Origin of the sequence: Pseudomonas sp. PDM10 (assembly GCF_014852295.1) — a bacterium.
GTDB lineage: Bacteria > Pseudomonadota > Gammaproteobacteria > Pseudomonadales > Pseudomonadaceae > Aquipseudomonas.
The window spans coordinates 33,883-53,687 of record NZ_JACVBJ010000004.1; the positions used below are offsets into that span (position 1 = coordinate 33,883).

Below are 19,805 nucleotides of genomic sequence, written 5' to 3' on the forward strand. Positions count from 1 at the left end.
ATTGAGTAAAGACCGGGATAATCAGCGTGAGATCTGATGTTCACTTCATGTGAGGTGGTGCGCTGCCCAAGAACCCGGAACCGGCCGGATTATTAGCATTGATAGCGAATCTTTCAAAGCGTTATATGTGCAATTAGTTTTAATGATTAACGGTTGAAACTTTTATGTTTGTGATCGGTCTTGTTTAGTTTTTCCATGATTTCAAGAAGGTTTTTTCTGATTATTACTATTCATTTAACTCATTGTTTTCTATGACTATTATTTATTTTATCCCCGTTCGTCAACTTTAATGAATTATTCATTCATTATAACGGTCGCGATCAATGCGCTTGCGATCTGGCTTTCTAGCGTGAGGGTTATGATAGTCACTGAACTGACGCCTGTATATTGTCATGATGCAATAAGTGTTATTTCGGACTAATAAATGAACTTTTCCTCTGCCTTCAATTATTGATAAGCCCTGCGCCTATATTGGTCAGGCAGATAACTCGAAGAAGGGGATCTTTGAGGCAGGCATTTTGTACCGGGATTGCGCATGTGGCGCCGGGGCGAGGATGCCGGTTACCTCGGCGCAAGGGTAGATTGGGTATTCCCAACCACCGGAGGATGCGCAAGCAAGTCTGGTCCTGCTCTGGGGTGGGGAAGGGCAATAAAAGCATCTCAGCCTGCCGGCAGGCAGCATATGGGGCTGCTAGTGTTAAGTCCGCATGCCGTCAAAGTCTCTGCAGTCGGGTAGGCGTGAGCCGCAGTTTTGTTCGTGACCAAGCCCTGCCGCTGTTGGTCGTTGGCAGCGGTGTAATCCAAGATCTACCTGATCCATCGAATGGCACTTAATCGAGGAAAAAATCATGGCGAAGGTACTGGTTCTCTATTACTCAATGTACGGTCACCTCGAAACGATGGCTGGCGCAGTGGCCGAAGGCGCACGATCCGTCCCCGGCACCGACGTGACGCTCAAGCGTGTCGCCGAAACCATCCCGGCCCAACAGGCAGCAGCCATTGGCGTCAAACTTGACCAGAAGGCTCCGGTGGCGACACCTGACGAGCTGGGCAATTACGATGCCATCATCTTTGGTACACCGACGCGCTTTGGCAATATGGCGGGACAGATGCGCACGTTTCTCGACCAGACCGGCGGACTGTGGATGAGCGGCGCGCTGGTCGGGAAAATCGGCAGTGTCTTTGCGTCGACCGGCACCCAGCACGGTGGTCAGGAAACCACTATTACGTCGTTCCACAGCACACTTCTGCATCAGGGGATGGTCATCGTGGGTGTGCCTTATACCTGCGCAGGGCTGACCAACATGAGCGAGATCACCGGCGGTACGCCCTATGGCGCGACCACCCTGGCAGGCGCCGACGGTAAACGGCAACCGTCACAAAATGAACTGGATATTGCGCGTTTCCAAGGCAAACACGTCGCTGAGCTTGCAAAAAAGATCGCGGGTTAACGCAGCACGTCAATGGGCACATGCTGCAGGACAGGGGTCCAGCTTCGCTGGCCTGTGTAACGCCGTGGCGGAGTTTTCAGAGGAGCGACGCTCTAGCGAGGCCGCTCCTAATCCCGTTAGTCAAACTGACTCATTCGCCTTTTGCCTGACTGGGAAGGTTCGGTGGAGCAATCAGCCGGCAAGATACGTTAGAGTGTTCATCAATGTCTGTTCAGAAGGGCCCTCCACTCGATTCGCATAGTCGCGCCAAGCGGTTTCAGCGAACGTACCGGGCAAAAAAAACCGTATATCAATCGTTATGTGAAGAATGAATCCTCCGCTGTTTATTTCTCTAGATGGGCCCAAGGGAGCCGGCAAAACCACACTGTTGGAGGCCGTTACGAAAGCACTGAGGGCAGACAACAAAAAGGTGATCCGACTTTGCGAGAGAAAAAGCGATCCCTACAGGGGGGAAACAATGACCCTCGTTAACAAACTCGTCAGAAATCCCACCCGGGATTTGGAGTTGGAGGTTTGTGAGCGTTTTGCTGATAGCCGTACCTGGATTTCCCAGCACGTGCTGGCTAAACAGCCACCAGGCAGCATCATCCTGATCGATCGCTGGTACCCGTCTGATGCCGCGTTTCGCCGGATAGTCCCGTTTACTGAGATTCTACAGTTGAACATTGATCGGAACGTGCGAGTGCCAGACCTGCATGTCGGGGTTGTCACTAATCCTGAAATTTCATGGGCAAGGGCAGCGGCACGACGGCGTGGGTTGAGCAGTACGGTGATCCATAAGCTGGAAGAACATGTCGCATGTACCCAAGCGTTCGAGCAAGCGATTGCAGATCACGACTGGGTTTTATGCCGAAATGAAGGAACGATCGAAGACGCAACGATGCAGGTGATTTCTGAGATCTATAGAGTCCTTCGATGCGCCACAGCGGTCGCGGGCTGACGCTTTGATCTGGGTGCCTGTCATCGATTGCGGGAGATGTAATGCCAAGAGGAAAGCGGACAGGACCTATACGCAGCTATAGAGCAATACATGATTTAACATAATATACATTACACGTAACAAGATATTTCAAGATTAGCCCGGTTGTCGTCGTCACTTAAAAATCAGAAAAATCATCTTAAAAAAATATTCTCGAAAATTCATGGACCTAGGAAGTCACGAAAATGATTCTTCGTGGTTTCAGCATATGAAGTAATCGGTGCTGTCCCACTCAGTACATTGGACTTAACCCATGCACTACATCGATGAGTCCCATCTGACATTTTAGCTCTTCGCGGCCTCACGTGAGCATGCATGTCGTCGGAGCCCGCAGATCTCGGAAGAAATCGCGTGAAATTGCCCTAGATTCGCGTGATCGTGCACCGTATGCGAATTCGTCTGTTCGTTTGATATAAAAGGTCTTTTTGGTAACAGCTTGTTCGTTTACGGCATTGCTTACGCCACAGGTCCACATGCAAGCCTGCAAGCACGTCGCTGTGTGAAATCTGCAGCGTTCAGCGTGGAGTTGGGCACAGATTTCAAGGGCTGCCATGCGTCGTAAAGACAAACGCCGGTTGATTTACATGCAGATGCTGCAGGTTAGGTGGTGCCACCTTGCGATTGAAGCCTGTGGAGCTTTCCTCCCACCAAATACCCTGGAAGTTCGCCAGAATTTGGCTGGAAGAAAAGCTCAGTAAAATGCTAGTCCGGTACCATTGTTAACTACAATTTTGACTTGTTAACTACGGTGGTTAACAAGTCAAAAAACAAGTTTACAGAGTAATACTGAACCTGCGTGTTAGCCCTTGATTCTCCTGGCGCGCCTGGAAATTCAAAGCTCCGTAATGCTGTTCGAACTCCGGGGTTTGCCAGTCGAAATGTATACCCCTATTATCACTTGTGTTTCACTGTCAACAACGACCGTAATCATCGGATTCGGTAGGCGTTTTCTCGCCTTATCTACCAATATAACGTCGAGCTCAAACGTGCAAATTTCAACAGGCTTTTCCATTGCATGGCACCCTGTTAGATTAGGTTGGAGCTCATCAGAACGTCATGAAATGTTATGTCTGACGAGTATTTTGTGCTATTGAGGATAGTCTATGCACTACCAACCGCCAGAGGCACTTTAACAGTCTTTATATGGGGAACATTAACCAACTCAACTAAACATCTATTTAGTTGAGCTAAGTTTGGATTGGCTTTAATCGCATTAAAGCATTGTGCAACACCCAAAACCGCCCTCACCCTCCATATCCATCACTGAAATACCAAACGCCCGATGCGGTGCATCGGGCGTTTGGTTTAAACCGATGTAACACTAAATAATCAGCGCAGCGGCAGTCCCTTGGTTTCTGGCATGCGCAGATAGACCATAGCACTGATGGCGCTGATCACCGCTAGGTAAATCCAGAACAGGTGCCCATAGCCCCAACCGGCCATCGCGGCCATGAGATATGGCGCGGTTCCACCAAACAACGTCACAGACAACGCGTACGGCAAAGCGATACCGGTCACGCGAACTTCAGCCGGAAATTGTTCCGCCATGGTTACTGCAGAGGCTGCGCCGAAGCCTGTCATGATGACCATGGAGATGGTTTGCAGGATGGTCACTTCCGTCAGGCTGATGCCGACATGCAACAGACCGAAACTTGGCCACGCCCAGATTACCGAAGCGACGGCGAATGCGATCAGAACCGGTCGGCGACCGACTCGGTCAGCAAGTTTCCCGGCAAACGGCAACAGCACCAGTGACACCCCTACCGAGATCACGCCTGCAAGCAATGTGTCACGGATCGACATACCGGTGATTAGGTGGACTTGCGAGGGATAGCTCACCATCCATACATAGTTCAGCAAATTGCCAGCCATGGCGATGCCGATCACCCGCATCGCATCTTTCCTGTGGCTGAAAAACAGTTCACGCAAAGGTCGTTTCTTGACGTTGCTCGCGGCGCGTGCCTTAAAGATTTCAGTCTCGCGCACCGACAGACGGATCCACAGCGCGATCAGTCCCATCAGGGCGGCAATGATAAACGCAACGCGCCAGCCCCAGTCGTTTAACGCAGCGTCACTGCCCAGTGATGCCAGACCAAAGCCCAAGAGGAACGAGACCATGGTCCCTGCATTGATCGCGAACCATTGCCAGGAACCGGCGAATGCGCGGCGGTGTGCAGGTGCCGACTCGATGAGGAACGCCGAAGCGGAACCGAATTCACCGCCAGCAGAAAACCCCTGGACCAGGCGCGCGAAGACCAGAATGATCGGTGCGGCAATTCCGATGCTGTCATAGTTGGGGCAAAGGCCGATGACCAGCGAGGCCAGCGACATCAGCAGAATAGAAAGCGTCAAACCTTTCTTGCGACCGTAGCGGTCGGCTACTTGGCCGAGAACCGCACCACCGATAGGCCGCATAATGAAGCCGACGGCAAAGATCGCCAACACCGACAGCAAGCTGGTAAGACCATCTCCGGCCGGGAAGAACTGGCGGGCAAGGATGGAAGAAAACGTGGCGTAAATAACCCAGTCGGTGTATTCGACGATGGTGCCAAGCGTTGCGGCGACAATGGCCTTTTTTTCGCCATAGGTTAGTTGTCGGCCCTGAGCGTTTGCAGTGGCGCCTGATGCTGGCTGTGGCGTCAGTGCACTCATTAAACTATTGTCGTTATTCATTTCTATGGCTCCCGTGGGCGCTATTATTATTGACCTTTAGTCGCGGCCTTGTTACGGATTAATACTGCTATTTACACCTCTCCAAGTGAATCGAGATTTACGCCCTGTATCGTTGACTAATTCTCAATGCATAGGCGTCTATTCAATATTTCAGACTGTATTTAAGTCGATTGACCTTTGCTCAACCGCCAACGCCACAAAACTCAGTTGAGCAATATGCGGCCGCTGATGTAATAGGTATTCGTAATGGAGTTTTAAACAATAAAGACGAGCCTCACTGCAGTTTCAGAGGAGACACACAATGTTTGTAAAAGTTAACAGCTTCGTCGACGGCCGTTCCCTGGCGCCGACTGACGGGCAGTATGTCGACAAGATCGATCCGCGCACAGGTGCCAAGATCAGTGAAGTCGCCAGCAGCGGGCCGAAGGATGTGGCGCTGGCAATCGAGTCGGCAGCCTCGGCGCTGCAAAGCTGGCGCGACATGCGCCCCGCCGAACGAGGGCGCATCCTCAATGAATTCGGGCGCATCATCCGTCAAAGCGAAAATACGCTGGGCGTGCTGGAAAAGGCCGATACCGGCAAACCCGGAAGTGAGATGGCGGCGCTGATGGACCTGACCGCCCAGTACTTCGAGTTTTATGGTGGCATCGTCAACGTCATGGACGGGGATGTGATCAACCAAGGCCCCGACTATCACATCTATACACGCCGTGATCCCTTTGGCGTGATTGGCGTCATCCTGCCTTGGAATGCCCCGCTCCACCAGGCAGCGCGCGCTATCGCGCCCGCCCTCGCTACCGGCAATACCGTGGTGGCCAAACCCTCCGAACACACCTCTGCCTCGCTGGTGGAACTGGCGCGCATTGCCGTGCAAGCCGGAGTGCCTGCCGGTGTCTTCAACGTCATCGTGGGTAAAGGCAGCGTGATCGGCCCAGCCATGGCGCATAACCCACACATCCGCAAGATCTCTTTTACTGGCGGCCTGCGCGCTGGCCAGGAATTGGGACACATCGCCGCCGAACGCATCCTGCCGCTGACCCTCGAACTGGGCGGCAAATCTGCCAACATCGTGTTCGACGACGCCGACCTCGATGCGGCCGCCAAAGGCTCGACCAAGGCATTTACCTGGAACAGCGGCCAATGGTGCGCGGCAGGCACGCGGTTGCTGGTCCAGGAGAATATCCATGACCGCTTCGTCGACAAGCTGGTTGCCGAGGTGGGTGCCCTGCGCGTCGGACCGGAGGATGACTCGACGTCCGGGCCGATTACCACTCACGCGCAGTTCGAGAAGATCCAGAGCTACTTCGCCATCGCCGAGCGCGAGGGGCTGAAGCCGGCAATCGGCGGCAAGGTGGCCACGCGAGCGGGCTATGAAAACGGCTGGTATATCGAACCGACGGTCTACACCGGTGTAACCAACAATATGACCCTGGCGCGCGAGGAGATTTTTGGGCCTATCGTCTGTGTCATTCCCTTCAAGGATGAAGCCGATGCGCTACGGATCGCCAACGACAGCGAATTCGGCCTCGGTGCCGGCATCTGGAGCCGTGACATCGGCCGGGTGCATCGGGTTGCGGCGCAGCTGGAGGCAGGCCGAATTGTCGTCAACGAGTACAGCGGAGGTTTCGTCCAGACGCCTTGTGGTGGATTCAAGCAAAGTGGCTACGGTCGCGAGCAAGGCATCGACGCCCTCTCCCACTATACCCAGCTCAAATCTGTGATCATTCGCCTTTAAATCCCTTCCAAACAAAAAACAAAAGGGCGCAACCATTGGCTGTGCCCTTTTCGTTAACTGTTTACCAGATCGGCAGGGAGTAGCTGAGAATCAACCTGTTCTCGTCGATATCGCTGGCAAAGTTGCTGCGTGTGCTGGCGTTCTTCCATTTCACGGCAAGGTTTTTCAACGCACCACTCTGAATGACGTACGCCAGTTCTGTGTCCCGTTCCCACTCCTTTCCAGCCTGAGCCCGGTTGCGCACACTCACCTCGTCGCCCGACAGATAGCGGGTCATGAAGGTCAGGCCAGGAATGCCAAGCGCTGTGAAGTTGTAGTCGTAGCGCAGCTGCCAGGAACGCTCATCCTGATTGCCAAAATCATTGACTTGCACCAGGTTGATCAGATAAGCATCGGTGCCATTGAGGTTGGCGAAACCGGTAGCGCCGCTCATACGTTGATACCCCAGTCCCACTGAATGTCCGATCGCGCTGTAGGTGAACATCGCGCCAAGTGCGGAGTTTTCGACGTTACTGCCGCCCTCCTCGAGGCTACGCGCCCAGCGGATATCGGACGTGAGCGATTGTCGCTCGGTAAGCGTCAGCTTGTGGTTTAACGTCAGGTAATGCTGCTGGTAGATGCCATCCAGAACGCCGTAGTGGTAGGCAGTACTCAATGCCGGCGTCCAGCGATAGGTCACCCCTGCGAAATCGAAGCGCTCACTACTTGTCTTCCGGCCTGGCCGGATATTGCGTGCAGCGCCGTTGAACACCGTCATGGGCTCATTGTCGCTTGAGTTGCGCAGGTTGATACGGTCGAATCGCCCGAGATCGACGGTCGTATTGCTCAGGTCGGCACTGTTGAGCCAGGCACCACGAAAAGTCTGCGGCAACAAACGCGTGTCGTTGTACATCGCCACAGGCAGTTTGGGCATCAGGGTGCCGGCTTTCAGCGTGCTTTGCGCCATGCGTACCTTGGCAGTCAGCCCCAGCTTGCTGTATTCATCCTGAGCGCGACCATCGCGGTCGGTAACGAGCAGACCCGTGCCGGTCCGTGATGGGCCCGAGTCCAACTTGATGCCGAGCATGCCCAATGCATCCAAGCCAACGCCGATCGCTCCGGGCGTAAAGCCGGATTCATAACGCAGGACAAAACCCTGGGCCCACTCTTCTGCCTTGCTTTGCACCGCACCTGATTGGCGAAAGTCGCGATTGAAGTAGTAGTTGCGTAAATCCATGCTGGCTTTGCTGTCGGTGATGAAGTCCGCATAAGCCGGCGAATGCACAGTGCTGACTGCGCCGCACAATGCCAGTCCTGAGGCTCGGTTAAAATGCTTGCGATGGCGCGTTTTAGCGATCTTCATAAATGGATCTCTTATTGTTGTCGGAAGCCGCAACACGACCAGATGGCGCGTGCGCGCCGATCGTAGAAATCGCAGCCCCGCGACGACAATCGATTAAAACGGGCGCCTGCCTTGAGCTTTTATCAAACGTTCACTTTATTGTTGGGATGCGCCGGACAATTAAATACACTCCGCGTCCTCGTTTTTTCCAATACAGTAACTTCCAACAACAAGAGATGACTTCCATGGACCGACTGCCGCCACTGAATGCCATCCGCGCGTTTGAGTCCGTAGCGCGTCATTTGAGCATCACCCATGCCGCCGATGAGTTGAATGTCACGCCGGGTGCGGTCAGTCGGCAGATCCGCGCGCTCGAGGAGTTTCTCGGACTCGACCTGTTTGTCCGGGGGCACCGGCAAATCACCTTGACCCCCTCCGGCGAACAATATTTCCGTGCGGTGGCCAGGATGATCGAAGACTTGCGGGGTGCCACGAAGAAACTCATGTCTCCGCCCTTGCGTCGTCAAATCAAGGTGCGTGCCTACACCACGTTTGCCATGCAATGGTTGATACCCAGGCTGGCCAGCTTTCACGCCGAACATCCCAAGATCGAGGTGTTGTTGACCGCATCGCTCGATCCGGTCGACTTTTACAAGGAAGACATCGATGCCGCTATCCGTCTTGGTTCCGGCGAATGGCCCAATTGCAATTGTTACGTGTTGAGCGACAACCGCCTTGCACCAGTCTGCAGCCCTTTGCTTTTGCAACACGGCCCGGGCCTGAACACACCCGCCGACATCGCGCAATACACCATGCTGCATTCGATCGCCAGACCCGAGGACTGGCGCTACTGGCTGGAGGCATGCGGTGTTAGCCGAGGCGTGGATGCGCTTGCCGGCATGTCATATCAGAGCTCTTCGATGGTCTATGCCGCTGCCGCCGGTGGCCAGGGCATTGCCATGGCGCAGTTGTTCCTGGTCGAGAAAGAACTGCGGGACGGCACCCTGATCAGGCCTTTCGAGCAAATTGTCGACATGGGCGTGTACACCTATTATCTGCTCACGCCAAAGCACCGCGAAGAAAGCGATGACACGCGGGTTTTTCGCGAGTGGATCCTCGAACAGGCACGTTTGACCCGCGAAGGCGCTTGACTTTTTTTCAACCAAAACAGGCCAATAACTCCTTTGTCGCAGGGAAATCGGCGCACCTAGTATGGTGTCTTCCCAATAATAAGGTCGACACGCCATGAGCAATCTTCCTAAGCATTGCGACTCTGCATCGAACGAAACCATCGGTTTTATCGGGTTGGGCGCAATGGGTCAGAAAATGGCCCACCACCTGCTAGACAATGGCTATGGCCTAAGCCTCTTCGATCCCAACCCGCAAGTATTGGCACCCTTGCTCGCACGCGGAGCGCGCAACCACGCCAGCCCCCGCGAAGTCGCCGATCACGCCCAGATCGTACTGATTTGCGTGCCGACCCCGGATATCGTCGAGCACGTGGTGCTGGGCGACAACGGGGTCATCCACGGTGAACAGATGAAAATCCTGGTGGACCACTCCACCACCGGTCCGAGTATGGCCAGGCGCGTGGAGCAGGCGCTGCGTGAACGCGGTATCCAGGCATTGGACGCGCCCTTGGCCGGTGGCGTGACAGGCGCAGTCAATGGGACCCTGTCGGTGATGGTCGGGGGTGACAAGACCGCTTACCAACAGTGCGAGCCGGTGTTCGCCTGTTTCGGCAAAAAAGTCGAACATATCGGCACAACGCCAGGCCTGGGCCAGACCTTGAAACTGGTCAACAACATGATCGTTGGTGCCACTCTGGTGGCCACCAGCGAAGCACTGCTGTTCGGTATCAAGTCCGGGCTCGAACCTGGGCAGATGCTGGAGATGCTCAACGCAAGCACCGCCCGCAGCTTCAGCAGCGAACAGATACTGGCCGGTACCGTGATGCAGCGAGAATTCGATTTCGGCTTTCGCCTGGACCTGATGCGCAAGGATATACGGCTGTTCCTCGCCGAGTCGGAAAACGTCGGCACACCGGCCTTCACCTGCGCAGTGGTCAAGCAGTTCTTCGATCAGGCCATGAGCGAAGGTGACCCGGCCCGCGACATGACCCACGTAGTCAAAGTGCTCGAAAAAATGGCCGGCGCCACCATCGACGGGCATACCTCATCATAGCCTCACCCTCCTCCTTTTCTGGATGAAGGAAAGCTGTCTTCGCTGACTGGTTTCAAGGCGTAAAATAAACCAGGCGGAGCGGTAAGGCCGCCTGCGTGGGCGTCTCTCAATGCGTCCCTCTGCCGCTCCTGGTTTGATTTTTTCTCAATTCAACCGCGTTTTTATATCGTTTGTCGCCCATTGAGGCGTGCCCGAACATACCTCCAGACGTTCGCTATCGAGCGTCAATAAAAACAGGAGGTCACATGAACAGTCCGTCACCTATCTGGGCATCCACCACACCGCCCGGTCTTGCTGCCTCGCGACATCTTGGCACTGACGAAATCTTCTTTCCCGCGGTACCTGCCGATTCGCCCCTGGCCGATCAGTTCCAGGACACCACCCTGAGCGTGGAAGGCCGCGTGTACAGCTTCACCATCATGCACCCCAGCCCCAAGAGTGGGCTCAACCCCTTCGTTCTGGCCTACGTCGACCTGCCCGGTCCGGTCCGCCTGTTCGGCCGCCTCAATGGCAGCAGCGGCCGTCCGTTCATTGGCGAAAAATGCCGTGTGATTGCCGACGAGACTTTTGGCTACGTATTCGAATCCCTGGAGGTACGTCCATGACCCAGATGCATGTAATGGGCGCCGCAATGACGCCATTTGGCCGCCACGTGGGTGTGATGGCTCCGGAGCTTGCCCAGCGAGCGATTCTTGACGCGGTGGCCGACGCCGGCATTGCCCTGGCCGACATCCAGGCGGTTTATTGCGCCAATGTGTTGGGCGGGATGATTCTCGGCCAGGTGATCCTGCGTGACCTGGGCCTCAAGGGCATTCCGGTCTACAACATCGAAAACGCCTGCGCCAGCGGCGCCACGGCGGTCCACCTGGCTCGGCATGCACTGCTGGCCGGGCAATACGAGCGGGTTCTGGTGTTTGGCATCGAGCAATTGACCGCGCTGGGCGGCGGCACCATCCCCATGCAGCGCAACGATCGCATGACCGACCTGTACGCCACCGCCGGTATGGTGCTGCCTGCGGTGTACGCCATGCGTGCCACCCGTTTTATCCATGAGCGCGATGCCAAACCAGCCGACCTCGCGGCTATCGCCGTGAAAAACCGCCACCATGGTTCGCTCAATGAATATGCGCAGCAGCGTACCGAAGTCACCCTGGAACAGGTGCTGAGTTCGCGGATGATCGCCGACCCGCTGACCCTGTTGCAGTGCTGCCCGTCGCAAGTCGATGGCGCTGCCGCAATGGTGCTCGGAACGCAGCCTGGACCACAGGCCAAAGCCGTCAAAGTGCTGGGGTCGATCGTTGTCTCGGGCATGCGCGAAACCGGCGATGACGACATTCTCGATGCCGAAATCACCGCGCGGGCGGCACGCATGGCCTATGAGCAAGCCGGTGTGGCGCCCGCTGACATCGGCGTGGTCGAACTGCATGACGCCTTCACTATCGCCGAATTGCTCTATTACGAAGCCCTCGGCCTAGCGGCGCCGGGCGAAGCCGTGTCGCTGTTGCACTCGGGGGCTACGGCGCTTGGCGGCCGCGTACCAGTTAACCCAAGTGGCGGTCTGCTTGCCAAGGGGCATCCGCTGGGCGCTACCGGCGTCGCGCAAATGGTCGAGCTGACCTGGCAATTGCAAGGGCGCGCCGGCAGTCGTCAGGCTGGCACACCGAAGTTGGGCCTGGCGCAATGCACCGGTGGCGGTATTGCTGGCGTCGATCACGCCGCTTCTGCCGTCCACATTCTGGGAGTTTGAGATGAGCACTCGAAATTTCACTGCCACACAGGTCGCCGCGATCACCGGCGCCGCTCGCGGCATCGGCCTGGCTATCGCCGAACGACTGGCGCGTCAAGGCGTATTTGTCTATCTGTTGGACCGCGACGAAGCAGCACTCGCCGCAAGCGTTGAGGCCTTGACGGGGCATGGTTTGAAGGTCGCTGGCATTGCGCTGGACTTGACCGAAGGTGAGGCTGTCACTGCGGCGTTTGCACGGATCCACGAAGCCCACGGGTCGCTCGACTTTCTGGTCAATAACGCCGGTGTGGTCAGGGACAAGCGTTTCCTGAGCATGACCGAGCAGGACTGGGACCTGGTCGTCGATACCAACCTGCGTGCCCAATTTCTGTGCTGCAAGGCCGCCCTGCCGTTGATGCTGGAAAAAGGCTTCGGCCGTATCGTCAACATGTCCTCCAGGGCCTGGCTCGGCGGTTTCGGCCAGGCCAACTACTCGGCAGCCAAGGGCGGCGTGGTGAGCTTAACCCGCAGCCTGGCCATCGAGTTCGCCGCCAAGGGCATTACTGTCAACGCCATCGCGCCCGGCATTGTCGATACCCCGCTGTTCCAGAGCTTCGCCCCTGAGGTTCAGGCAAAACTCAAGGAAACCGTGCCGGTAAAGCGCATTGGCACCCCCGATGACATCGCCAACGCCGTGGAGTTTTTCCTCGACCCAGCCAGTTCCTATGTGACCGGACAAACCTTGTATGTCTGCGGCGGACGCAGTCTGTCGTCGGCCAGTGTCTGAGGTGAGCGCCATGTCAGTTTCAATGCAAATACAGGGAGCGATTGCGCTGATCACCCTTGATCGCCCGCAGGCCTTGAATGCCCTGGACCTGGACTCGCTCCAGGCCCTTCGCGAGCACCTGGAGCATGTGCGCGACAACCCTGCGCTGCGTGTCGCCGTTATCACCGGCGCCGGCGAGCGGGCGTTCTGCGTCGGTGCAGACCTTAAAAGTACCCGCTCTTCGTCCGCCTCATATGCCCAGGCGCTGTTCCTGGCCAATGAGCCTGCTGCCGATGCCGGTCTTTACATCCGCTTGATGGACCTCACCGACCTTGATCTGCACAAGCCACTGATTGCCGCTGTCAACGGTCACTGCCTGGGCGGTGGACTGGAGCTGGCATTGCAATGCGACCTGCGCATCTCCAGCAGCAGCGCCTCCTTCGGGCTGCCCGAGGCTGCCGTGGGCTCTATCCCTGCAGTAAGTGGTTTGCACCGGCTGATGCGGGCGATACCGGCGGCCCCTGCCATGCAGATGGCCTTGACCGGGCAACGTATCGATGCCCATCAGGCACTGACTATCGGCCTGATCTCCGAGCGGCTGGACAGCCACCAGGCATTGCTGGCGCGCGCCATGGAGCTCGCCGAACGTATTGCACAGCAGGCGCCCCTGGCCATACAGGCACTGCAAACCCTGTCACGCAGCACAGCGCACCTCAGCGACCGCGATGCCCAGCGTTTGACCGAGTTGTATTGGGGGGTACTGCGCGATACCGAAGATCGTATCGAGGGGCGTCAAGCCTTTGCCGAGAAACGTGTACCTCACTACAAGGGCCGCTAGATGGCCCAAGGAGCGATCATGCAATTGCACAATCCCTTTCTTCAGGGTCTGGGCGTCACGTTGGTCCGCTGGGTGCCGGGAGAGGCTGAATTCCAGCTGCACATCTCCGAGCAACATCTCAACCGCCAGGGCGCCTTGCACGGCGGGATGATCGCCACGTTGATGGACGCGGCTTGCGGCTATGCCGGCCTGCACACTGGCGAAGGCGAAGCAGAGATTCATGGACTCACCGCGATGTTGAACATTGCCTACCTGCAACCGGCATTCGAGGGGAGCGTTAGCGCATTGGGCCGGGTTCGCCGCGCCGGCAGGAGCCTCTACTTCGCCGAAGCCGAGCTGCTGTCCGACACCGGCGTACTTCTGGCCACCGCCCAAGGGACCTTCAAGAAACCCCGGGCGTCGATCCGCGGAGGTAATCATGTTACGTAACGCACTGGACGGCCTCACCGTCCTCGATTTCACCCAGATCGCCGCAGGCCCTACGGCGACCATGCTGCTGGCCGACATGGGGGCGCGGGTGATCAAGGTCGAACCCCGCGAAGGAGAGTTGGGGCGCACCCTAGGGCCGGCCTGGGTGGGCGAAGACAGCGCGCTTTACCACGCTTTCAACCGTGGCAAGCAATGCATCGGCCTGGACCTAAAGCATCCCGACAGCATCGAGGTCATCAAACGGCTGGTACTGCAAGCCGACGTGCTGATCGAAAGCATGCGCCCGGGCGTGATGACCCGGCTGGGCCTGGGTTATGAAACCCTGGCCGCGCTCAAGCCTGACCTGATCTATTGCTCAATCTCGGCCTACGGCCAGGAAGGTCCCTATTCGGACCGGGCGGGTGTCGACGGGATTCTACAAGCGGATTCCGGACTGATGAGCCTGATTGGCACGCCAGGCTCGGCCCCCTGCAAAGTGCAGGCTCCAGTGGTGGACGTAGTCACCGGTTACATGGCCTGCATGGCCGTATTGGCCAAGCTACACGCCCGTCAGCACGATGGGCTGGGCGGCCATCTGGATGTCAGCCTGATGAACTCGGCGCTGGCACTGCAACAGTCGTCCATCACCAGTTATCTGAGCGATGGTAAGTTGCCGACTCGCATCGGCAGCGGCGCACCCTACTCGGCTCCCAACGAAGCCTTCCAGACCGAGGATGGCTGGCTGATGGTTGCGGCCTACAACGGCAACCGCTGGCCGACATTGTGCAAGGTGCTGAACCACGAAGAATGGATTACCGACCCACGCTTCGTCAGCTCCGCGCAACGGGTCATCCACCGCGCCGAAATGTGCGCAGCACTGACGGACGTGTTCATGAGCAAGCCAACGGCTCATTGGCTGCAGGTATTGCATGAAGCGGACATTCTCTGCTCGAAGGTGGCCGACTACAGCGATCTGATGAAGCATCCGCAGCTCGCCAGCAATGGCATGCTGGTTGAGCTCAACCATCCTGTACATGGCGCCGTGCGCGTCCCGGGGTTTCCCATCAACAGCGTGCAGGCTGCGCAAACGCCCTATGCGCCAGCCCCGCAAAACGGTGAACATTCTCGCTCGGTGCTGCGCGACTTTGCGTTTTCCGAAGCGCAGATCGCCGCGCTGGAGGCATCGCAGGCGTTGCACTGTAGCGAACCCCTCTGATCGCCAGTGGCTAAACCCCGGGCCCTTTCTTCGCGATGCGCTGAAAGGGCCCGGGTTTTTTCTTTTCTGCAAAACACTCCGTTATTGAAACTCGCTGCACATGTCACGGGCTTCTTCACGGTTTACGATGCATCATGGCCGACCGCCACAAGTACTGCTCGGAAAGCTGGGCCTGGATGGCCATGATCGCGGGATCCGCTTGATCAACTAAGTACTCGTCGAAGCAGGATTTCGGGTCACGATGCTGCCACTGTTTCAGAGCCCCACTGAATTGCTGGCGTCCAAGGACGGCGCCGGGCCGATCGACCTGATCGGGTTTTCCAGCCTGGCGGGCGTGCACAACGAAATACTCTACGACCTACTCGAACATCTGTGTCGGCGGCGCATCGACGTCCCCGTGGTGCTGGGCGGGATCATTGCGCAATCGGGACATCGCCTCACTCACCAAGCAGGGTGTCAGTGCCGTCTTCGGTCCAGGGGTCGATGTGCTGCCTAACAGTTGATGAGCCTTGTCGAGCAACAATCAGTTCAAGCCAGCGAACCGAATGCGGAAAGGTTCAGCGACGCCGAAACAACGGCCGCGGCTCAATCACCGAACGCCCATACAGCACGCTCATACCAGCCAGTCCTTTAAGGGCATCTTCAGAGGATTTGTCTTCACGCACGGCAAAGCTGGTGAAACCGCACTGGCGCATGTGGCTGAGCTGATCGCGCAGCACATCGCCGATTGCGCGCAACTCGCCCTCCCAGCCCAGCCTCGTGCGCAGCAGATACGCCTGGCTGTAGCCGCGTCCGTCGCGAAAGCTGGGAAAATCCAGGGCGATAAGTGGCAATACATCCAGCCACATTTCAAGGCTTTCCAAATCGTCATCGGGGCCGAGCCACACGCCATCCACACTGATGTCCTGCAGCGTGTCCTTCTCCTGTATCTGGCGCCAACGCGCCAGTGGCAGGATCAGCGGGCCGGCCGGGAGTTCGCCCTCGATGTCGCGGATCAAGGTCCACTGGTCATCCAGAACATGGCGCGCACCGCCTTCGCACAACATCAGCAAGTTGTTCATGCCACGGCCTCCGCATGCTTGGGGTAGACCCGCTCCTTGAACGGCTCGATACCGATGCGGGAGAAGGTATCGATGAAGTTTTCATCGACTTCGCGATAGTCGACGAAGGTGTCGACGATGCGCTCGATAACATCCGGTATTTGCTCGGCGCTGAACGACGGACCGATCACTTTGCCCAATGCCGCGGCTTTGCCCTGGGCGCCACCCAGGGTGATCTGGTACCACTCCATGCCGTTTTTATCGACCCCAAGGATGCCTATATTGCCAATGTGGTGATGACCGCAGGCATTCATGCAGCCGGAAATGTTCAAGCTGAAATCACCCAGGTCATGCAGGAAGTCCAGATTGTTGAAACGCGCCTGGATCGCAGCGGTAATGGGTAGCGAACGAGCATTGGCCAAGGCGCAAAAATCGCCACCGGGGCAGGCAATGATGTCAGTCAACAAGCCGGCATTGGCGACCCCCAATCCCTGCTCGCAGGCCAGCGTCCACAGCGCGAGCAAATCGCTCTTGCGCACGTCCGGTAAAATCAGGTTCTGCTCATGAGAGATACGTATCTCACCGAAACCGAACAGCTCCGACCAGTCGGCCACCGCCTCCATCTGCACTGCCGTCAAGTCGCCAGGTGGTGTGTCCGCCCCGGGTTTTGTCGACAGCACGACACTCACGTAGCCGGGGACTTTATGCGCTTGGGTATTACGCGATACCCAGCGTGCAAAGTCCGGAAAAGCCATCAGATCACTGCCAAAACTCAGTTCGGTATCACTCCGCGATTGATACGCTGGGACGACAAAGGCACGGGCGACGCGCTGGTATTCGACTTCAGTCAGTTGCGCGGGACCATCCTTGATCTGCTGCCACTCCTGTTCGACTTCAGCAGCAAAGGCTTCGATGCCCAGTGACTTGACCAGGATCTTGATTCGCGCCTTGTACTTGTTGTCACGTCGTCCGTGGCGGTTGTAGACCCGTAGCACCGCTTCGACATAAGACAGCAAATGCTCCCAGGGCAGGTCCTCGCGGATCTGCTGCGACAAGATCGGAGTGCGCCCCAATCCACCGCCGACCATCACCCGCAAACGCATATGGCCTGCTTCGTCGGCATACAGGTACAGGCCGATGTCGTGCATCATGATCGCCGCACGATCCTGTTTTGCGGAACAGATGGCAATCTTGAACTTGCGCGGCAGGTACAGAAACTCCGGGTTGATCGTCGACCACTGCCGCAGGATTTCGGCCAAAGGTCGCGGATCCATCAGTTCATCGGCCGCGACGCCGGCAAAGGCTTCGGTGGTGATATTGCGCACGCAATTTCCCGAGGTCTGGATCGCATGCATGTCTACTTCTGCCAGATGCTGCAGAATCTCGGGTACCTGATGCAGCTCGATCCAGTTGTACTGCAGGTTTTGCCGGGTGGTGAAATGCCCATAGCCGCGATCATAGTCGCGAGCGATTCGCGCCAGGGTGCGCAACTGCCGCGCCGACAGAGTGCCGTAGGGAATTGCGACCCGCAGCATATAGGCATGCTTCTGCATATACAGACCGTTCTGCAGACGCAGCGGCAGAAACTCGTCTTCGCTCAACTCGCCCGCCTGATAGCGTTCGACCTGATCGCGAAACTGCTCTACGCGCTCCAGCACCAGTGCACGGTCGTAGTCGTCGTATTGATACATGCTCGGGTCCTCATCAGTGTTTGCCCTCTCACACGGGGCAACTTCGATGGGGCCAATATGCGCTTGCGCTGATATTCATAACAGAAGCAGATTATGCATAAAAAACCGGATCAGATCTGGCGCAATCCATCCGGTACTCGTGGCATATCTGATATCGTTTTCTTTAAAGATTGCTGTGTCTGTTTTGACGCGGAGCAACCGCCACATCCCCCTCCAATACTCAAATCAATATGAGATGGCTTTGAATTGCATTTCTAATGCCATCAATGAACCGTGCACTCCCGTAGATATACGAAAATTCGTAATCCCCGGCCGTCCAGGCGGTGATGAGTTTCCTCGTGTCATGCGTTGAAAACTGAGTCAGTACACAGTAAAGGATGTGCATTTTTACGGACGGCGTCCGCACTTTTCCAGGCTGGCGAGCGGGCCCGTCTTGCGACAAAAATGGGGTATCGAATGCCCGATCACTCTTTTTATGCCCTTCGAGTATGTCAGTGACAGGCCCGCACCGAAAACCAGCAGTGGGTGTTTCCGTTTTATTGGCCATCGCACAGATTATGGTCTGGGGTGGTTCATTCTTTTTAATGGCGATGCTGGCAGGGCCGGTGGTCAAGGACACGGGCTGGTCGCAGCAATGGGTGTACGGTTCACTTTCGCTAGGGATTCTGATCTCAGGGCTGCTGGCGCCGATGGTCGGCCGCGGGGTCGCCAGGACCGGTGGCCGACTGATTCTCGCAAGCAGTGGCCTCATCATCGCGCTGGGCCTGGTCTTGCTCGCCAGCGCACCCAACCTGCCCTGTTTTTTTCTGGCCTGGGTGGTGATCGGTGTCGGAATGGCTGCCGGACTCTACGACCCTTTGTTTGCCGCTCTGGGACAACTCTATGGAGACAACGCGCGCAGCGCGATCACCCGGATCACGCTGATTTCGGGGTTCTGTACCACCATAGTCTGGCCGCTGATTGCCATCCTCATCGAGCGCTTCGGCTGGCGTGAAACCTGTTTGGTGTACAGCACCGGACTTGCGCTGCTGGTACTGCCGATCTACCTGTGTGTGTTTCCCAAACACGTCCCCGCAATACAAACAACAACGGCTCACCCACGCATCGAACAAGCTCTATCGAACGTAGCGCAAGAAAAGATGTTCAAGCTACTGACGGCGGGTTTCATCCTGGCCTCCGTGATCATGACCGCGATTTCGGTACAACTGATCGCCGTGCTACAAGCGCAAGGCATCTCGCTCGCTGCAGCCCTGGGTATTGCCGCACTGCTCGGACCCAGCCAAGTGGGTGCCCGCGCTATCGATATATTCATCGGCAGGCAAACTCACCCGATCTGGAGCGCGTTAGGCTCTTCGGTTCTCGTCGCGCTTGGTCTGGGGTGCGTGATCCTGTCACCCAGGATGGCAGCATTGGGTATCGTGCTTTACGGCGCTGGCAGTGGCATTCGTTCCATCGTTCGCGGCACCTTGCCCCTGGCGCTGTTCGGTACACGTATCTACCCGATCATACTGGGCCGAATTGCTCGTCCCACATTGATTGCGCAAGCATTGACACCTTTGGCTGGGGGGTACTTGCAGGAGCGCTACGGCGCAACGGTGACCATGATGGTCCTCGGTGGCCTCGCGCTAATCAATGTCGTTCTCGTGCTGATGTTGTTGATTGAGGTTCGCAAAGCGCCGAAGCCGAACGAAACCAGCGCCTGATTGACGGATGACGTGGTCCATGGGGTTGTCAGCTTCGCAACCCCATGAACCTTGATGGCCCACTCATGGGAAGC

16 protein-coding genes and 1 pseudogene are annotated in these 19,805 nt (G+C 56.9%); 13 read left to right on the forward strand and 4 right to left on the reverse strand.

Annotated features, from left to right (window positions below; genetic code table 11):
- Nucleotides 1-848: 848 nt before the first annotated feature.
- Together wrbA and IB252_RS14730 are read left to right on the forward strand one after the other, a co-directional pair.
- Nucleotides 849-1,451 carry an NAD(P)H:quinone oxidoreductase gene (gene wrbA / locus IB252_RS14725; protein WP_192409319.1) on the forward strand — a complete coding sequence of 201 codons (603 nt, stop codon included), beginning with the start codon at nucleotides 849-851 and terminating at the stop codon, nucleotides 1,449-1,451.
- Between the two features lie 307 nt (nucleotides 1,452-1,758).
- Nucleotides 1,759-2,391: a dTMP kinase gene (locus IB252_RS14730; RefSeq protein WP_192409320.1), complete on the forward strand. Its 633-nt coding sequence runs from the start codon at nucleotides 1,759-1,761 to the stop codon at nucleotides 2,389-2,391.
- A gap of 1,368 nt (nucleotides 2,392-3,759) precedes the next feature.
- Here IB252_RS14730 and IB252_RS14735 read toward each other — a convergent pair.
- Entirely contained in the window at nucleotides 3,760-5,103 is a 1,344-nt protein-coding gene (locus IB252_RS14735; protein ID WP_192409321.1) for an MFS transporter, read from the reverse strand.
- 301 nt (nucleotides 5,104-5,404) lie between these two features.
- Here IB252_RS14735 and IB252_RS14740 point away from each other — a divergent pair, with 301 nt between their 5' ends.
- On the forward strand, nucleotides 5,405-6,838 hold the full coding sequence (locus IB252_RS14740) for an aldehyde dehydrogenase family protein (RefSeq protein ID WP_192409322.1): 1,434 nt from the start codon (nucleotides 5,405-5,407) through the stop codon (nucleotides 6,836-6,838).
- A 61-nt stretch (nucleotides 6,839-6,899) separates the two neighbouring features.
- Here IB252_RS14740 and IB252_RS14745 read toward each other — a convergent pair whose 3' ends face one another.
- A complete protein-coding gene (locus IB252_RS14745) occupies nucleotides 6,900-8,180 on the reverse strand; it encodes an OprD family porin (RefSeq protein ID WP_192409323.1) in 1,281 nt (426 codons plus the stop codon).
- Between the two features lie 224 nt (nucleotides 8,181-8,404).
- Between IB252_RS14745 and gcvA the strand changes: the two genes are divergently transcribed.
- From gcvA to IB252_RS14790, 9 genes and pseudogenes are all read left to right on the forward strand, one after another.
- On the forward strand, nucleotides 8,405-9,310 hold the full coding sequence (gcvA, locus tag IB252_RS14750) for a transcriptional regulator GcvA (protein ID WP_192409733.1): 906 nt from the start codon (nucleotides 8,405-8,407) through the stop codon (nucleotides 9,308-9,310).
- A 94-nt stretch (nucleotides 9,311-9,404) separates the two neighbouring features.
- Entirely contained in the window at nucleotides 9,405-10,343 is a 939-nt protein-coding gene (locus tag IB252_RS14755) for an NAD(P)-dependent oxidoreductase (protein WP_192409324.1), read from the forward strand.
- Nucleotides 10,344-10,588: 245 nt separating this feature from the next.
- Nucleotides 10,589-10,948: an OB-fold domain-containing protein gene (locus IB252_RS14760; protein WP_007980448.1), complete on the forward strand. Its 360-nt coding sequence runs from the start codon at nucleotides 10,589-10,591 to the stop codon at nucleotides 10,946-10,948.
- Nucleotides 10,945-12,090, forward strand: a complete 1,146-nt coding sequence (locus IB252_RS14765) for a thiolase family protein (RefSeq protein WP_077183510.1) — start codon at nucleotides 10,945-10,947, stop codon at nucleotides 12,088-12,090. The genes IB252_RS14760 and IB252_RS14765 overlap by 4 nt, the downstream gene beginning before the upstream one ends.
- A gap of 1 nt (nucleotide 12,091) precedes the next feature.
- Nucleotides 12,092-12,856, forward strand: a complete 765-nt coding sequence (locus tag IB252_RS14770) for an SDR family NAD(P)-dependent oxidoreductase (protein ID WP_007980446.1) — start codon at nucleotides 12,092-12,094, stop codon at nucleotides 12,854-12,856.
- Nucleotides 12,857-12,866: 10 nt separating this feature from the next.
- Entirely contained in the window at nucleotides 12,867-13,673 is an 807-nt protein-coding gene (locus tag IB252_RS14775) for an enoyl-CoA hydratase/isomerase family protein (RefSeq protein ID WP_007980445.1), read from the forward strand.
- An 18-nt stretch (nucleotides 13,674-13,691) separates the two neighbouring features.
- Nucleotides 13,692-14,102: a PaaI family thioesterase gene (locus IB252_RS14780; RefSeq protein ID WP_007980444.1), complete on the forward strand. Its 411-nt coding sequence runs from the start codon at nucleotides 13,692-13,694 to the stop codon at nucleotides 14,100-14,102.
- A complete protein-coding gene (locus IB252_RS14785) occupies nucleotides 14,092-15,297 on the forward strand; it encodes a CaiB/BaiF CoA transferase family protein (RefSeq protein ID WP_192409325.1) in 1,206 nt (401 codons plus the stop codon). Before IB252_RS14780 ends, IB252_RS14785 begins: the two co-directional genes overlap by 11 nt.
- Nucleotides 15,298-15,523: 226 nt before the next feature.
- A pseudogene (locus IB252_RS14790) lies at nucleotides 15,524-15,793 on the forward strand (cobalamin-dependent protein); the annotation flags it as partial.
- Between the two features lie 61 nt (nucleotides 15,794-15,854).
- Here IB252_RS14790 and IB252_RS14795 read toward each other — a convergent pair.
- Nucleotides 15,855-16,358, reverse strand: coding sequence for a DUF934 domain-containing protein (locus IB252_RS14795; RefSeq protein WP_192409327.1), 504 nt, complete (start codon nucleotides 16,356-16,358; stop codon nucleotides 15,855-15,857).
- A complete protein-coding gene (locus IB252_RS14800; protein ID WP_192409328.1) occupies nucleotides 16,355-18,028 on the reverse strand; it encodes a nitrite/sulfite reductase in 1,674 nt (557 codons plus the stop codon). The genes IB252_RS14795 and IB252_RS14800 overlap by 4 nt, the downstream gene beginning before the upstream one ends.
- A gap of 545 nt (nucleotides 18,029-18,573) precedes the next feature.
- Between IB252_RS14800 and IB252_RS14805 the strand changes: the two genes are divergently transcribed.
- Nucleotides 18,574-19,731, forward strand: coding sequence for an MFS transporter (locus tag IB252_RS14805; protein ID WP_412548173.1), 1,158 nt, complete (start codon nucleotides 18,574-18,576; stop codon nucleotides 19,729-19,731).
- Nucleotides 19,732-19,805 lie beyond the last annotated feature (74 nt).

Coding starts and splice junctions, on each gene's coding strand:
- IB252_RS14735 (WP_192409321.1), bottom strand. CDS start 5,103: ATGAATAACGACAATAGTTTAATGAGTGCACTGACGCCACAGCCAGCA.
- IB252_RS14765 (WP_077183510.1), top strand. CDS start 10,945: ATGACCCAGATGCATGTAATGGGCGCCGCAATGACGCCATTTGGCCGC.
- gcvA (WP_192409733.1), top strand. CDS start 8,405: ATGGACCGACTGCCGCCACTGAATGCCATCCGCGCGTTTGAGTCCGTA.
- IB252_RS14780 (WP_007980444.1), top strand. CDS start 13,692: ATGCAATTGCACAATCCCTTTCTTCAGGGTCTGGGCGTCACGTTGGTC.
- IB252_RS14770 (WP_007980446.1), top strand. CDS start 12,092: ATGAGCACTCGAAATTTCACTGCCACACAGGTCGCCGCGATCACCGGC.
- IB252_RS14740 (WP_192409322.1), top strand. CDS start 5,405: ATGTTTGTAAAAGTTAACAGCTTCGTCGACGGCCGTTCCCTGGCGCCG.
- IB252_RS14795 (WP_192409327.1), bottom strand. CDS start 16,358: ATGAACAACTTGCTGATGTTGTGCGAAGGCGGTGCGCGCCATGTTCTG.
- IB252_RS14755 (WP_192409324.1), top strand. CDS start 9,405: ATGAGCAATCTTCCTAAGCATTGCGACTCTGCATCGAACGAAACCATC.
- IB252_RS14760 (WP_007980448.1), top strand. CDS start 10,589: ATGAACAGTCCGTCACCTATCTGGGCATCCACCACACCGCCCGGTCTT.
- IB252_RS14745 (WP_192409323.1), bottom strand. CDS start 8,180: ATGAAGATCGCTAAAACGCGCCATCGCAAGCATTTTAACCGAGCCTCA.
- IB252_RS14785 (WP_192409325.1), top strand. CDS start 14,092: ATGTTACGTAACGCACTGGACGGCCTCACCGTCCTCGATTTCACCCAG.
- IB252_RS14775 (WP_007980445.1), top strand. CDS start 12,867: ATGTCAGTTTCAATGCAAATACAGGGAGCGATTGCGCTGATCACCCTT.
- IB252_RS14800 (WP_192409328.1), bottom strand. CDS start 18,028: ATGTATCAATACGACGACTACGACCGTGCACTGGTGCTGGAGCGCGTA.
- IB252_RS14730 (WP_192409320.1), top strand. CDS start 1,759: ATGAATCCTCCGCTGTTTATTTCTCTAGATGGGCCCAAGGGAGCCGGC.
- wrbA (WP_192409319.1), top strand. CDS start 849: ATGGCGAAGGTACTGGTTCTCTATTACTCAATGTACGGTCACCTCGAA.